At 54.4% G+C, this 14,750-nt stretch carries 14 protein-coding genes; 3 read left to right on the top strand and 11 right to left on the bottom strand.

Annotated features, from left to right (window positions below):
* Positions 1-222: 222 nt before the first annotated feature.
* The 3 genes from AC07WB_RS22725 to AC07WB_RS22715 form a co-directional block, all read right to left on the bottom strand.
* Positions 223-978 carry a molybdate ABC transporter permease subunit gene (locus AC07WB_RS22725; RefSeq protein ID WP_494941418.1) on the bottom strand — a complete coding sequence of 252 codons (756 nt, stop codon included), beginning with the start codon at positions 976-978 and terminating at the stop codon, positions 223-225.
* Positions 978-1,901, bottom strand: a complete 924-nt coding sequence (locus AC07WB_RS22720) for an extracellular solute-binding protein (RefSeq protein WP_494941417.1) — start codon at positions 1,899-1,901, stop codon at positions 978-980. Before AC07WB_RS22720 ends, AC07WB_RS22725 begins: the two co-directional genes overlap by 1 nt.
* A gap of 115 nt (positions 1,902-2,016) precedes the next feature.
* On the bottom strand, positions 2,017-2,577 hold the full coding sequence (locus AC07WB_RS22715; RefSeq protein WP_097098186.1) for a thioredoxin: 561 nt from the start codon (positions 2,575-2,577) through the stop codon (positions 2,017-2,019).
* 276 nt (positions 2,578-2,853) lie between these two features.
* On the opposite strand from AC07WB_RS22715, the gene AC07WB_RS22710 reads away from it, so the two are divergent.
* A complete protein-coding gene (locus AC07WB_RS22710) occupies positions 2,854-3,123 on the top strand; it encodes a hypothetical protein (RefSeq protein WP_097098185.1) in 270 nt (89 codons plus the stop codon).
* Between the two features lie 122 nt (positions 3,124-3,245).
* Positions 3,246-4,262 carry an NADPH-dependent aldehyde reductase Ahr gene (ahr, locus tag AC07WB_RS22705; RefSeq protein ID WP_097098184.1) on the top strand — a complete coding sequence of 339 codons (1,017 nt, stop codon included), beginning with the start codon at positions 3,246-3,248 and terminating at the stop codon, positions 4,260-4,262.
* Positions 4,263-4,342: 80 nt separating this feature from the next.
* Here ahr and AC07WB_RS22700 read toward each other — a convergent pair whose 3' ends face one another.
* The 3 genes from AC07WB_RS22700 to glsB all read right to left on the bottom strand — a co-directional run bounded on the left by AC07WB_RS22700 (position 4,343) and on the right by glsB (position 7,739).
* The gene (locus tag AC07WB_RS22700) at positions 4,343-6,082 is read right to left on the bottom strand and encodes a DUF2534 family protein (protein ID WP_494941416.1); all 1,740 of its coding nucleotides are present in this window, start codon (positions 6,080-6,082) and stop codon (positions 4,343-4,345) included.
* Between the two features lie 72 nt (positions 6,083-6,154).
* Complete coding sequence (locus AC07WB_RS22695) at positions 6,155-6,568, bottom strand: DUF2946 domain-containing protein (RefSeq protein WP_097098182.1); 414 nt, start codon at positions 6,566-6,568, stop codon at positions 6,155-6,157.
* 247 nt (positions 6,569-6,815) lie between these two features.
* Positions 6,816-7,739 carry a glutaminase B gene (gene glsB, locus AC07WB_RS22690; RefSeq protein WP_097098181.1) on the bottom strand — a complete coding sequence of 308 codons (924 nt, stop codon included), beginning with the start codon at positions 7,737-7,739 and terminating at the stop codon, positions 6,816-6,818.
* A 245-nt stretch (positions 7,740-7,984) separates the two neighbouring features.
* On the opposite strand from glsB, the gene AC07WB_RS22685 reads away from it, so the two are divergent.
* Positions 7,985-8,449 carry a heme-degrading domain-containing protein gene (locus AC07WB_RS22685; RefSeq protein WP_494941415.1) on the top strand — a complete coding sequence of 155 codons (465 nt, stop codon included), beginning with the start codon at positions 7,985-7,987 and terminating at the stop codon, positions 8,447-8,449.
* A 212-nt stretch (positions 8,450-8,661) separates the two neighbouring features.
* On the opposite strand, the gene AC07WB_RS22680 is transcribed toward AC07WB_RS22685, so the two are convergent.
* From AC07WB_RS22680 to AC07WB_RS22660, 5 genes are all read right to left on the bottom strand, one after another.
* On the bottom strand, positions 8,662-9,975 hold the full coding sequence (locus AC07WB_RS22680) for a c-type cytochrome (protein WP_494941414.1): 1,314 nt from the start codon (positions 9,973-9,975) through the stop codon (positions 8,662-8,664).
* 2 nt (positions 9,976-9,977) lie between these two features.
* The gene (locus AC07WB_RS22675; RefSeq protein ID WP_494941413.1) at positions 9,978-11,747 is read right to left on the bottom strand and encodes a GMC family oxidoreductase; all 1,770 of its coding nucleotides are present in this window, start codon (positions 11,745-11,747) and stop codon (positions 9,978-9,980) included.
* 18 nt (positions 11,748-11,765) lie between these two features.
* Positions 11,766-12,494: a gluconate 2-dehydrogenase subunit 3 family protein gene (locus AC07WB_RS22670; protein ID WP_400457376.1), complete on the bottom strand. Its 729-nt coding sequence runs from the start codon at positions 12,492-12,494 to the stop codon at positions 11,766-11,768.
* A 218-nt stretch (positions 12,495-12,712) separates the two neighbouring features.
* Positions 12,713-13,552 (bottom strand): sugar phosphate isomerase/epimerase family protein, encoded by an 840-nt coding sequence (locus AC07WB_RS22665; protein WP_494941412.1) that lies wholly within the window; start codon positions 13,550-13,552, stop codon positions 12,713-12,715.
* 17 nt (positions 13,553-13,569) lie between these two features.
* Positions 13,570-14,583, bottom strand: a complete 1,014-nt coding sequence (locus AC07WB_RS22660; protein WP_097098175.1) for a LacI family DNA-binding transcriptional regulator — start codon at positions 14,581-14,583, stop codon at positions 13,570-13,572.
* Positions 14,584-14,750 lie beyond the last annotated feature (167 nt).

Here is a 14,750-nt window from a genome sequence, read left to right as displayed (position 1 = left end):
CATCAATGGCGACCCTACAATCTACGCACTGGAATACAGTAGGGTGCGCATTAATGCGCACCGAGCAGAAGCACAAACCGTGGCTTAACCGATCGGCGTTACGCCATCAATGGCGACCCTACAATCTACACACTGGAATACAGTAGGGTGCGCATTAATGCGCACCGAGCAGAAGCACAAACCGTGGCTTAACCGATCGGCATTACGTCATCAGTGACCACCTTATACGCGGCGTGACAGCGCAAAGCTGATTAGCGGCACTGGCAAGGTAAACAGCAGCAACAGCCACAGCAGCACATACACCGCATCAATCCCGTTGTTTTGCAGATTATTATAGAGCTGCACCGGCATCCCCTGAGGGAAATAGGCAAAGATCATCACAATGCCAAACTCACCCATGGCGCGTGCCCACGCCAGCGCGCTGGCTGAGGCCAATCCCGGCGCGGCGAGCGGTATCGACAAGCGCCAGAAACGTTGCCACGGTGAAGCACCTAGCGTGCGGCCCGCCTCCAGAATATCCATCGGCACGCCGGCAAATGCCGAGCGAGCGCTGGTAATGAAATAGGGGAGTGCGCCATACCACTGCGCGAGAACAAAGGCGGCAGGATTGTTGACCAGCGTCCAGCCAAACTTGCTCAGCAACTCGCCTGGCACGCTGTAAGGCCCGTAGGCGCTGACCAATAAAATCCCCATCGCCAGCGGCGGCGTCAGAAGCGGAATCATCACCAGCAGTTCAACCATCAACCGTGCCTGTCCCCGGGCCTGCGACAGCCACCATGCCACCGGCAAGCCACTGATAAAAATCAGCAGCAGCGCGATGGCTCCTAAACCTAGCGAGGTCACAATCGCACTGCCATCACCCCACGCGAGTTGCAGGTGCTGCCAGTGGGTGACGCCAATCAGCGTGAGAAACGGCACCGCCAGCAACAGCAGTGCCGGCAGTGACAGCCACAGCGCGGTAGCGTGACGGATTTTCATTACGGGTAAATTGAACCGCCTTTTGGTACGGCGTATCCATTCTGTTTAAATAACGCCTGGCCTGACGGGCTGAGCATGAAATCAACAAAGGCTTTGCCGGCCGCACTGCCGTGTGGGGCATTTTTCAACACGGCCGCATAGTAGACCAGCGGCTGCGTATGCAACACTTTGTCTTTGCCCTCGCTGTCTTTCACGCTAAAGCTCACCGTGTCATACCACTGTTTCGCCATCGCGGGATTACTCAGATTTATCTCGTCGGGCAACGCCACATAAGGCAGATGCGCGGAGATCACTTCGCTCTCATAACCGGCTGCGGCATCAACCTGACCGCTTTCCAAACGCGTCAACAGGCCGCCTTCGAGATGGGTTTGCGCCGGGTTTTGATAGCCGCCCATAATTTTATCGGCGATGCCCGGCTGCTGGTAATACTTCTCCGCCAGCAGCAGGGTGAAGATAATGTTCTGACCTTTAGGATCGTTGATCGGATCGGTGCGACCAAACTTGATACCCGGTGTTGCCAGCACTTTCAGCCAGCTGGCATCGCTACCTTTTGCCTGAGCAAACTGCTGCGCATATTGACCTTTCGGGCTGTACGCCACCACCATGCTGGTGCTCGCGACGGGAACCGCATCGTCAATTAAGCCGGCATCTTTCAGGATCTGCATTGGGCCGGGCGTGATGGATACGAATACATCGGCGGTAATTTTTTTGCTCGCCAGCAAGCGCGCCATACCATATGCGCCCTGTCCCTGGCCTTCGTACTTGCCACCGCTCTCTTTAGCAAAGGCTGGACCTAAAGCTTGATCCATGACTTTGCCCATGGAGCCGGCATAAGTGACGCGAATATCGGTATTGGCTTGAGCATGCAAACTCAAGCCCGCGCCAGCGGTGAGCAGCAGCACGGTGAGGTGTGTGAATCGCATTCCCTTTCTCGCTATATAATTAGGTAGATAGCGATTATCGGAAATCGCCTTCGTAGTGCAAGGGAAAATCTATTGCGAAATCATACTAAAGGCCTGCCGTCGCAGGCCACAGGAGTCAGGCGAGGATACGTTTGGCCCAGGATTCGATGTCATCACCGCTGCCGATATCCAACTGAACTAAACCGTTGGTGATAAAGGTAGGCGATACGTGAATGCCGTTCTGACGCGAATATTTACTGTGCCATTTGATCTCGTTTTGCAGCTCGGCACGCAGGAAAGGTTCGCGTGCATTCACACCGCTGTACTGCTCCAGGCGATCGAGAATCTGGTTTGGCGTGGCGTCCATATTTGGGCCATGGCTGTGATCGGTAAACTCAAACTCTTCACGATGATCGGCGACTGCCTGCAGCACTTTTTTTGCAGCTGCTTTACCTTCCGGTAAGGTCGAGGCAGCCAGGATATAACGCACTATTACACCGGAATACATATGCCACGGCTGCGACTGCAAACGGATCTTTAACGTCATTTTATCTTCACCCACCAGCCGCAGCAGCGCATCAAACTTATTAAACGCGCGCACGGAAAACGGGCAGGTGGGTTCCAGAAACGCTTCAAACACCTTTGGACCGTGGCCCCAAACCAACGGATCGGCATGTAATGCAGTGGATTGGCTCATCGTAATTCCCTGTTATGTGACTAGACGTGGCCTTACTTTGGCAAAGCACTGCGCGGACAGCCAGCGCCAGCTTGTGCTTTTTTGTTACAAGGCCATTCGAACGAAGCAAAAAAATCGTTTTATAGATCCGCAAGCTACAAGAAAGTAGAGGCTCCAGCGGGGTTGCTCAGAAAATAAGCGGCTATAGTTAATCCTGTTTCACGCTTATAAGCCTGCCGCATCCGCGGCATTTTGATTCATTTGCCTGGAGCCGAACGTTAAGCATCGAGGTTCAATGTGTTTGCCAATATCTCCTGGAAAATTATTCATCAGGTACTTATCGAAACCATTACTGAAATGATGGATGAGCAGCAAACGATAGACGTGCCCACCCTGCGCAGTCGCCTCATGGAGATGGCGGAAAGCGAATCAGATGAAGCCATGGTGCTGTGTTACTGGCAAGCCAGCAAAGTGTTGATGCGATTGCCGCCCACGGTCACCGCTAGCCAGTTAATTGAAGAGGCGCGCGTTGCGTACCGCACGCCGCTTAATCACGATCGGCTTTAACCCTGAATGCTTTTCATCTCGGACATCGCGGTAAAGCGGTTAAGTGGCGGAATTATGGCCATAGCGGTGAATAGCGCTCTGCTAGACTTGCTCTGTCAAAAACGCTGATACAGAGGACAGTAATGAAAATCAAAAGTTATGCCGCCTTAAACGCCGGCGAGGCGCTGGTGCCTTACGAGTATGAGGCCGGTCCACTGGCTGCGGAAGAAGTGCAGGTTGAGGTCGATTACTGTGGCGTTTGCCACTCAGATCTTTCGATGATCGATAATGAATGGGGTATTTCTTCGTTTCCTGTGATTGCAGGCCATGAAGTGATTGGTCGCATTAGCGCCTTAGGCGACGCGGCACAAAACAAAGGTTTGAAAGTGGGCCAGCGTGTGGGGATTGGCTGGACGGCAAAAAGCTGTCAGCACTGTAATGCCTGCATTAATGGCGAGCACGTTAACTGCGAAAACGGTTCTGTGCCAACCATCATGAATAAAGGCGGTTTCGCCAGCCATCTGCGTGCTGACTGGCAATGGGTGATCCCGCTGCCGGAAGCGTTGGATTTCACCTCTGCGGGCCCGCTGCTCTGCGGCGGCATCACGGTGTTTAAACCTCTGCTGATGCATCACGTTACTGCTACCAGCCGCGTGGGTGTCATTGGTATCGGTGGTTTAGGCCACATGGCGATTAAGCTGCTGCGTGCAATGGGCGCCGAAGTGACGGCCTTTAGCTCCAACGCCAGCAAAACCGAGTCGATTAAGGCGATGGGCGCCGACCGCGTGGTAAACAGCCGCGATCCCCAGGCGCTGAACGCGCTAGCTGGACAGTTTGATCTGATTATCAGCACCGTAGCGGTAGATCTTGATTGGCAGCCATACTTCCAGGCGCTGGCACCGCACGGCAAATTCCATACTGTGGGAGCGGTGATGAAACCGTTTGAAGTACCCGCTTTCAGCCTGATTATGGGCGATCGCGCGGTGACAGGTTCCTCCACCGGTTCACCTGGGCAGCTTCGCTCGCTGATGAAACTGGCATCACGTGCGGATATCGCCCCGCATGTTGAAGAGTTCCCAATGTCGAAAATCAACGACGCGCTGGAGCACGTACGCGCCGGTAAAGCCAATTACCGCGTAGTGTTGAAAGCTGATTTCTAAACTCGGATGACCAGGTCGGCAGCAATGCCGACCCTGTGATATTAGGTGCGCATGTATGCGCACCGTTTCATAGACTGCAGTTATCCCCGCGAATCATCCTTTTCGCCGAGGAAGAAGTACCATAGCGGAATGGAGGTTAATGCGGTAAACACCGTGGTATACAACGCGATCATAAAGCCCTGCGTGATATACATGGTTAGCGACCAGTGGCTGAATGGGATGCCGTATTGATCGATCACGCCGCCGATAATCGCGTTGCTCATTACCGTGCCGACAATCAGCGCGAGGATAAACAAACCGCGCAGGAAGTAACGCATCTCTTTCCGTTTCACCGCAAAACGCGCGCGAATAATGCCGAGTGGCGATTGCTGCGACGCCAGTAGCGCCGCCTCATCCAATGGCGCTCGCTGTTGCTTACGCCAGCGCAGGATATCCACCCCTAAAAATGCCAGCAAACTCGCGCCCATCAGCGGCAGAGCATAGCCCAGCGCCAATGCCAGCATCAGCCACGCTCCTTTGGCGTAGTGCGGTAATGCCACCCAGGTTTCGGTCAGTGTTTGTGCCGGACTGGCATCGACATCCCTGGGTCGACGGATCCACCACATGCGATAACCGAAACCAATCATGCTGCATAAACCAAGGCCAAAGAAGGCCAGCAGTAGCTGATTCGGCAAACCGAACAATACGCCCATGTGCGCATCCACGCCCCAGCGCGTTAACTTTGCTACCAGCGGGAAACGGTCAAAATAGACGTGATCCACCACGCTGAAATCCTGTGGATTGACTGAAACAGCATCCACCCGCGTTGGCCAGCTGCGATCTATTTCCGTCACCGCCCAGGCTTTATCCACGCTTTTCGGCTGGCGCAGTTCGAGTTTCGATGCGCTCAGCCCATCCTGCCGTGCTGCATTCAGCACGCGATCCCAATCGCTGTCGGCGGCATTATTCGGCATCGGTTTTGCTGCTGCGGCCGCAGGTTTGGTCATCGCTGACATCGGCATACTCATGTCCGACATATCCATATCCGGCATGTGGTCGGCATGGGGATTGGCGGGAGCTGCTGGTGCCTCGCTGTTGAGTGAGGTGTTCACCTGCGGCGTTAACCAGTTCAGTTCGGTACGCATGCGGTCGATATTACCGCCCGCCCATTGCGACCACGTCAGGCCGGTGATCGAGAAAAACACCAAACCCACCACCAACGTCAAACCGAGCGTGACGTGCCAGTGGCGACTGAACGCGAAGCCCTTGCGCGGCTGCTTCAGCTTACGTTTCGGACGTGTTCCCAGCCATAGCACCACGCCACCAAGTGAGGCTATCCATAACCAGGACGCCGCCAGTTCGCTGTAGTTGCGACCAAAATCGCCAAGCAGCAAGCTGCTGTGCAGCAGGTCAAGCGTAGTGCGCAGCGGTAATACACCGCTGGTGCCGTATACCGGCATATCGCCCTTTACCTTGAGGCTGTAGGGATCGATAAAAATTGCGCGAGATTGTGAGGCACCGAGCGCGGGATCGCTGAATTGCACGCGGGTGGTATCCGTGGCATCCGGAGCCGGGCGCACCGCATAAATATGCTGGTTTTCACCCGCATAGGCGCGTGCCGCGCTGATTTGAGCTGACAGCGGCTGTGCATTGCCCTGAGGTTCAGCGGTAAGCGCATCGGCATAAATCAGGTTTTCCAGCTGAGGCGTGAGTACATAAAGTGTCCCGCTGAGTGCCGCCACAAAGATAAATGGGGCGACAAACAGGCCAATATAAAAATGTAAGCGACGTAGCAAATTTAGCACCGCGCCGCGCGGTGCTGCAGAGTGAGCAGCAGACAAAGCCGTCTTCCTTCCAAAAAGAAATGGTGTTAGCGCAACGCACAAGCAGAGCGTGCACCGTAGTGAATAAGATCAGCAGGGAAGAAGTGCGGGAGGTGCGCGCGGGCGATGAATAGTGCTGAAGCGACGCACGATCGGCGCAACCACGTGAGGCAGCGGCGGCGCGCGCGAAATCACCAGAATTAACCAGATAAACGGAATGAATACCCACATCAACAGCGGCACGTGCACCAGCAGGTCACAATAGCCACAGGCAAACTCGCCGTCATCCATCATGTGATGGCTCATGCCCGGCATCGGCATGTCCGCCATCATCTCGTGGTGGCTCATTGAGCTATCCATCATGCTGTGCTGCGGCATCGCCATCATCTGACTGTGACGTTCCATCAGGGTTTTCGACACAATCGGCGCGACGAACAGCAGCAGCACCGCCACAATGGCGACGCAGGCAGTCAAACGTTGGCGGAAGTGATGTGAAAACGTCATGGTAGCGAGTGGATAATTCCGTAAATGAGGCGGAAGTGTAACGCGATTGCCGTTGATGGGTTAAAAAAACTCAGCCTATTTTAGAAAAAATTCGCACCTTTTGAAAAAAGTCACTTAATGAAGCGGAGCTTTTAACTTTAGTGCAACCTGATAAGAACAACGCGGAAACATTATGGGCGGGGCCATAAAAATAGCATTGCAGGTAAACCAGTTGCGCTCATTCTTTGGGTCGCATTAATCAGAACAATTAAAAAATCGATCTTCCCAGCCGCTCGGTGAGTTTCTCCAGCAGCGCGGTACCGGCTAATGAATTGCCCGAATGATCCAGCGCGGGCGACCAGACGGCGATACTCATATCGCCGGGAATCACGGCCACAATGCCGCCACCGACGCCAGATTTGGCCGGCATTCCGACGCGCCAGGCAAATTCTCCGGCGCCATCATACATGCCGCTGGTCATCATCAATGCATTCACCTGCCGCGCCTGACGCGGCGAAATCACCGCCGATTCTCCATCCTGGGTGCGGCCATGGTTGGCAAGATAGAGGAAGGTGCGCGCTAACTCTTCGCAGTTCATCGCCAGCGAGCAGTAGTGGAAGTAGGTTTCCATCACTTTGCTGACATCGTTATGAAAATTGCCGAACGATTTCATCAGCCAGGCAATCGCCGCGTTGCGCGCTGAGTGTTCGTATTCGGAACGCGCTACAGCGCGATCGTAATTGATGTCATTTTGCTGCGCCAGACGGCGCACAATTTCCAGCATGCGCTGACGCGGTGCGGTGAGGCGGCTTTCCAGCAGGTCGCACATCACCAGCGCACCGGCATTAATAAACGGATTGCGCGGTTTACCCTGTTCCAGCTCCAGCTGCACCAGTGAATTAAACGCCTGCCCGGAGGGCTCTTTTCCCACGCGTTGCCAGATCTCGCCATCTTCATACAAGGTGAGCGCCACGCTGAGTGATAGCACTTTAGAGATCGACTGAATTGAAAAGCGTGTCGTTGCATCACCCGCCTGGAAACAGCGTCCATCGGGCGTGCAAATGGCAATGCCGAGGTGGTCAGCATCGACCTCTGCCAATGCCGGAATATAATCCGCCACTTTACCCTGCTGCGTTAATGGACGAACTTCGCTCACAATCTCTTCAAGCAATGCATTACTGAGTTCCGACACCTTGACGCTCCGTGCAGTAAATCGTGGCCAGGATAATGGTGATTTGTGCGCAGCGCGTCAATCAGCGGCGCAAAATTCTGTGAGGCTTCTGGGTAATGGTTGAACAGCCAATGCCCTCTCTCGGGGTTGAGAGAGGGCAGCGCTTCCCGTAAACGGCGAATGAACTGAGAACTTCACCATGTGCGAAAGATATTTTCCATGGTATAAAATATGGAATTTTTATTTCAAATTGAGAGGAATCTATCATGTCATCGCTCCCGTCTCTGGAAATCCTATTACAGCAGGAAGCTGAGCACCGTTTACCGCAGTTTGATTTTGATTTGGCGTGGCAAATTGGGCAAAGCATTCAGCAGCGCGCTCGTGAGGATAACGCGCCTGTTGCTATCGAAGTCTACGCCTTTGGTCAGGTGCTGTTTCTGGCTGCGCTGCCGGGATCAACGCCGGAAAACCTGGTATGGATGCGGCGCAAGCGTAACACCGTGCTGTTGACCGGCCACTCGTCGATGTATGTGGGGCTTGTGAATGAGCAGAAGGGCGAACGTATGGCAGAGCAGCGTCATATCCGTCAGCAAGATTATACCGATCACGGCGGTTCTTTCCCGCTGCTGACGTCGCAGGGCGCGATCATCGGCGCCGTCACTATTAGTGGGTTACCGTCAGAAGAGGATCATGCGTTAGCGCTGTGGGGAATCACCCAGCTGCTGCGCTAATGATCCCGTGTGAAGCGGCACCATGAATGGCGTAATGCCGATCGGTTAAGCACCGTATCAAATTACTGCACTTTTCGTAGCGGCGCGATTTATCGCGCAATGAATTGCGCCGCTACGATAGTGCTCTCGGTAATGAGGGTTTTTCATGACTTAACTGGCGAGCATTATGCGATAAATCGCGCCGCTTCAGCATGTGATGAAAATAATGACATTTATTTCATCGCCGGCACCTTCAACTTATCGCCCGCGCCGGTGACTTTACGCACTTCCGCAACCTGGCTGGCTTTCACTTCTGCGCCCTGATTGCCCCACGAATTCCTTACGTAGTTGAGCACGTCGGCCATCTCCTGATCGTTAAGCTTCCAGGAAAATGACGGCATGCCTGCGGACGTTGGGCGGCCTTCGGTGTGCGGCGCCCGCGCGCCATCCAGCAGCGCATGAATCATGTTGGTGGGATCGTTTTGCATCGCACCATTGCCAGCAAAGGCAGGTACCATGCCGGTGATACCCTCACCGGCCAAACCGTGGCAGGCAGAGCAATCCACTTCATAACGCCGAGCGGCTTGATCGTAACGGCTTTTATCCATGACAAATCCAGCGGCTTGCAGCGTGGAAGACGCCGGTAAACTGCGCAGATAGGTGGCGATGGATTGCAGATCGCGATCGTTAAAATACTGCGTTGAGTGCTCAACTGCTTCCGCCATTGGGCCTGCCGCCACGCTCTCGCCGTTAGAGCCGGTTTTCAGGTAGTTGGCGATTTGCGCATCGCTCCATTTGCCAATGCCTGCATGTGGATTTGGCGTGATATCCGGTGCGTACCAGCTGCCCAGATTGCCGCCTTGTAGATATTGGCTCGCAATCTCGCCGCCCAGCGCGTTACGCGCGGTGTGGCAAACGCTGCAGTGCGCGGGACCATCCACAATGTATTTGCCGCGATTCCATTCGTCGTTCTGCGTGGTTTGCGGTTTAAACGCGTTGTTATCAAAAAACAACAGGTTCCAGCCTGCCATCGCCAGGCGAATGTTATACGGGAAGTTCATGCCCGCATTTTCATCTACGGCGTTGTTCACCGGTTTTTGCACCGAAAAATAGGCCCAAAGATCGTGCATATCGCCATCGCTCATCTGGGTGTAAGCGGTGTATGGCATCGCCGGATAGAGGAAGCCATGTTCGCCGCGCCCCTGACGCACCGCGTTGAAGAAGTCGCGCTCGGTCATTTTGCCGATTCCTGTTGCGCGATCCGGCGAAATGTTCGAGGTTTTCAGCGCGCCAAACGGCGTGTCAATCTTGTAGCCGCCGGAGAAGTTGGCATTGTGGCAGGCGGCGCAGTCCGCGAGTCGCATCACATATTCACCGCGCTTGATGGCAGCAGAATCATTGCTGTGAAAATCGGCCAACTGCACCTTATCGTCGGCCACATTGGAGCGGGCACTGTCCAACACCACCCATAATCTGCCTGTTGCCCCAATGCCAGTCAGCACCGCCAGCGCGGCGAGCGTGTAGGTTATCTTCTTTGCTTTCGCCATGATTACGCCCCCACCAGCGGTGCCGGGTTATTGATGTACTTCTGGTGAATTGCCTGCGCGGCGCGAACCGCCAGCGCACCCACGGTGATAGTTGGGTTGTAACCACCGTTGTTAGGGAAGGCTGACGCGCCCACCACAAACAGGTTGTGTGCATCCCAGCTTTGTAGATAGGGATTAAGGGCCGAGGTGCGAGGATCGGCGCCCATCACCGCGCCACCGATGGTGTGTGAGCTTTGCTGTTGGTAGGGGTTCCAGCGCTTCTCTGCCTGGTTATCGACCACCCAATGCTGCCCGCCCATCTCTTTCATGATGTTGATGGCGCGGTCGGTAACATATCTCGCCATGCGCACATCGTTCTGGTTCCAGTCGAAGGTGGTGCGGATCAGCGGTTGGCCGTGACGATCTTTATAGTTCGGATCAAGATCGAGATAGGCTTCGCGCATCGGCATTGAGGTGCCCTGACAGAAGATGGTGCCAGCACTTTGGTAATCGCGCTTATAGCCCGCTTTCCACTCGCTGCCCCAACGTTTGGTACCGGGACGCAAGCTATTCATGTTTTGAATCGGACGGCCGTTTGTGGAGAAGCCCATGATGCCCGCGCCGCCGATGAAATCGAGTTCGCTGTGATCGAAGTTATCGCCGTTAAAGTCATCAATCTGCACTGCTAACGCACCGCCACCGATGAACGGGTTCATATATTCGTTATCGAAGTATCCGGTGACCGTGGAGCAGGTTTGGTAATTGTAGTTTCGGCCAATGGTGCCGCGGCCAGTGAGCGGATCGTATTGCTCGCCCACGCCGGAGAGCAGCATCAGACGAACGTTATCCATCTGATAGGCGGTGATGCAGACGATATCGGCAGGCTGGAAACCTTCTACGCCATCCTGCGTGATGAATTTAACGCCTTTCACCGTTTTGCCATCGTCATGCTTCACGGCGTGCAGTACTTCAGTTTCGGTCAGCAGCGTGAAGTTTGGACGACGCATCAGCACCGGCAAAATGCACGCTTGCGGTGAGGATTTGGAGAAGTTGCCGCAGCCGTGGAAGTCGCAGAAGCCGCAGTACGTGCACGGGCCCATGCTGATGCCGAGTGGATTCACGTAAGCCTGAGAGAGATTACCGGCAGGGATCGTGAAGGGGTGATAACCCATGCTTTCGGTAGTTTTGCGATATTTGCTCATCCAGTGCGTATCTTTCAGCGGAGGCGTGGGATAGTCGCGCGAGCGCGGCCCTTCAAACACGTTGCCGCCTTTCTGCAGCTGACCGTTGAGATTGCCGGCGATACCGGATGTTCCGGCAATACGCTCAAAGCGATCGTAAAACGGCGCCATGTCGTCGTAGGTTACGCCCCAGTCCTGTAGCTGCAAACCCTGCATCTTTTTTGCGCCATAGCGTTCGCGGGTTTGCTTTGCCACTTCAAAATCCCACGGCGAGAAACGCCATGACATCCCCGCCCAGTGCGTGCCTGCGCCGCCGACGTTCCAGCCAAACTGAAACGCTGACCAGTTACGCACCGGGGCGGCCACCTGATCGCTACGGTTGCGGAAGGTGGTGGTTTCCACGCTCATGGGCTGCAGGATTTTACGGCGCGTATGAAAACGCAGTTCGTCGGCATCAATGGCGACCGGGAAATCGGTAGAAGTATCGCGCCAGGCACCGCGTTCGATGGCAACCACGTTCAGTCCCGCGCGGGTGAGCTCTTCCGCCATCACCGAACCGGCCCAACCCAGGCCGACGATCACGACGTCAGCTTTATTTCGTACTAATGACATTGACTCAGCTCCGGCTATTTAATCGTTAGGAATCAGACTGACGGGAATAAGCGCCAGATTTTCGTTACGGCGTTCGATATAAGGGCGATAGTCATAGCGTGCGCCGGGAAAACCGATCATCTTCCAGCCCGCCATATTTTTATTTCCGCCATAAATCGGATCGGCCAAATAACTTTCGCGCGCGTTTTGCAGCATTAATTCAAACAGCGCCTGGCTATTAACGTCTTTTCCTAAATCGATTTTTCCGTCTTCCATCTTCGTCAGGAAGTCATCGATCTGCTGAACTGATAAGGTGTGGAAAGAGGTTTGATGATGTTGCTGTGCCCACTTTTCTAATGCAGCTAAGCCGGTTAAATAACGCTCTTTCGGTGGCGTGAGGAATTGCGGACTGCCCATTAAGGCTTCTTCATTTTCCGGGTGTAGCGGCGCCTGCAAATAGAGCGCTGCGCCGGAGCCATAATCACCCGCTAATTGGTTATCGAGGAATTCAATCCCACCCGCTTCACTGGCCGATGGGCCGAGATCATCGGCGGGGATGAGGCGATCAAAAATGGCGGCCAAATTCTGCCGATCCAGCGGGTTAGTGAGCACCCGATAACCATTTTGCCATGCCGGTTGCGGCAGGTGATCGGAGCTGAGTTGGGTTTCCAGTGGAACATTGTGTAGCTCTTTAGCGCGCAGCTGCGGCGCAACGGCGAGTGATGCCACAATGCCACTGAGCGAAAAGAGCGCTTCTCTTCGGTTCATACTTCTTATCCCTTAATCATTCCATCTAAGATGGACACCACTGATTATTATTTACAGAGCACGACGTTCTGAACTGTCAAACACGGTGATGCACTATGCAAATAGCGCACAGGCATCAACGACGAATCCACGTTCGTTATTATTTTTGGCAGAAAGTATTTAAATACGGCACGTCATTTATCAGGCCGCCAGGGCCATTATTATTCACGGAAAATCCGTTAATTGAATTTACCTTTATTAATATATTTGTTCATGTCTTCATAGCAGTGACGGGAAATATCCCAGAGATCCTGTTCCCAGTTGCGCGGGCTTAATAATTCCGGCGACCATACACCATCGTAACCGGTGGCTTTTACCGCTTCGACCCAGGCGGAAATATCAACCTCTCCTTCCCCCGGCGCGTAATTACGCTGTACCCACTCGTCCCAGGCTTCGCCTGGTTTGGCTGCGCGGCCATCGCAGAAGTGCACGCCATAAATCAAATCTTTATCCATGCGCGCCACTTCCGCTGGCGTGGTAGCGCCGCCCGCATGCAGATGCCAGAAATCCACCACGACGCCAAGGTTCTCTTTGCCGCTTTGTTTGATTAAGTGGAGCGCGTGTTGCAACGAATTGAAGGCGGTAAAGGCGACGACTTCTATCTGGAATTTGATGCCGTGTGATTTGCCGATATCCGCGATGGTGGAGATGTTGTCCAGCAGGATGGCATCGCGCTCGGCATCAGTCAGGTGATCAAGTTCGGTCAGCGCCATGATTTGCACCACTGGACAACGCAGTTCAACCGCGGCCTGACAGATTTTTTCCGCTTCGCGCAACAATTCAGCACGCGCTTCAGGTTGATGGCGACCAATGCGTTTCAGTGCATTGATGCAGGTAATCTCGATGCTGTATTTCGCCATCAAATCGCGGTAGGCGGCATAGCTGCCACCGTTATCCAGATAGCGATACAGATGTTCTGGCAGGATTTCTAATCCGCTAAAGCCCGTTTCATGGGCGATGCGTAACTGAGTGACGGCATTGCTGTACCAAACAGACACGCCATGCAACGACAACTTCATCTCTCCTCCTTGTTACCTCACGGCTTCAGGTGAGAGCGACGAATACGCAATTCTCCCTGAGACCAAACGCCACCTGGAGTGGCACGTCCATCAATCAGCCGGTTTAAGGCTTCTGTGATGATCAAATCAATGCGCTGGCTGAACGAAGTGAGCTGCCAGCTGGGCAAGCTGGCTTCGTCAATATCATCGAAACCCACCACCGCCATAAATTTATTGCCTGCACCTTCACGTAAAGCCGCCAGTGCGCCAAGCGCCAGCACATCATTCTCGCAAAACAACGCTTCAACACGCTTGTCGGGGGCCTGCGCGTTCAGGTAGTCGGTTAACGCTGCGTAGCTGCACTCACGGGCATATGCGCCAGCCGTGAGCAGCACATCAAGCGGTAATCCCGCCTCATTTAACGCCTGCTGCAGGCCTTCCAGGCGGAGCGTGTGATGGCTTCTGGTGGCGGGCCCCATCATGTAACCGATACGCGTATAACCTTGTGCCAGCAGCAGTTCACCCAACTGTTTGCCTGCCCGCAAGCCATCGACGCTCACCACCTCAATACCCGGTTCGTCATTATTACGACACACCTGAACCAGCGGAATGTGGTGCATTTCGCGCGCAACGGCGATGAGCTCATCGCTCAGCACCGTGCCGAGAAACAGCATGCCATCGACCTGCAGCTGGTCGGCCAGCGAAAGCACCGCGCGATAATTTTCGCCGCTGCCGATATTCAGCAGCAGCGCCATGTAACCGCGCTGCTGAAGCTGGCGGGTAACGGTATCAAGCATCAGCATGGTGTGCGGATTTTTCAGCTCGTCGATCACCACGCCGATAATGTGCGTCTTCTTTTGCGACAGGCTGCGCGCCAGCAGGTTAGGGCGATATCCCAGCTCGCTGGCGATGGCCATCACGCGTTCACGCGCTTTCTCTGAGATCGACGCGCCTGGCGTAAAGGCACGCGATACCGTCCATTTTGAGACGCCTGCCAGTCGTGCCACGTCGCTGGCTGTGGCTTTGTGTGGTTTGTCGGTTGGTTTACTCATAGCACCTGCGTAGGGGTATTAGCGGAAGACCCCCAGCATTGAACGTGAAACCCAACCGAAAATAAACACCCAAGCGCGGCATTTGGCGGAAAGCGCGACAAATAACCCTGTTTTTATGATGTTGCGATTATGTTTGATCAGTGCACCCGATTGCAACATTTTTTGCA

The organism is Pantoea sp. GW821-FHT03E06 (genome assembly GCF_059420725.1).
This window is presented reverse-complemented; position numbering and strand designations above follow the sequence as displayed.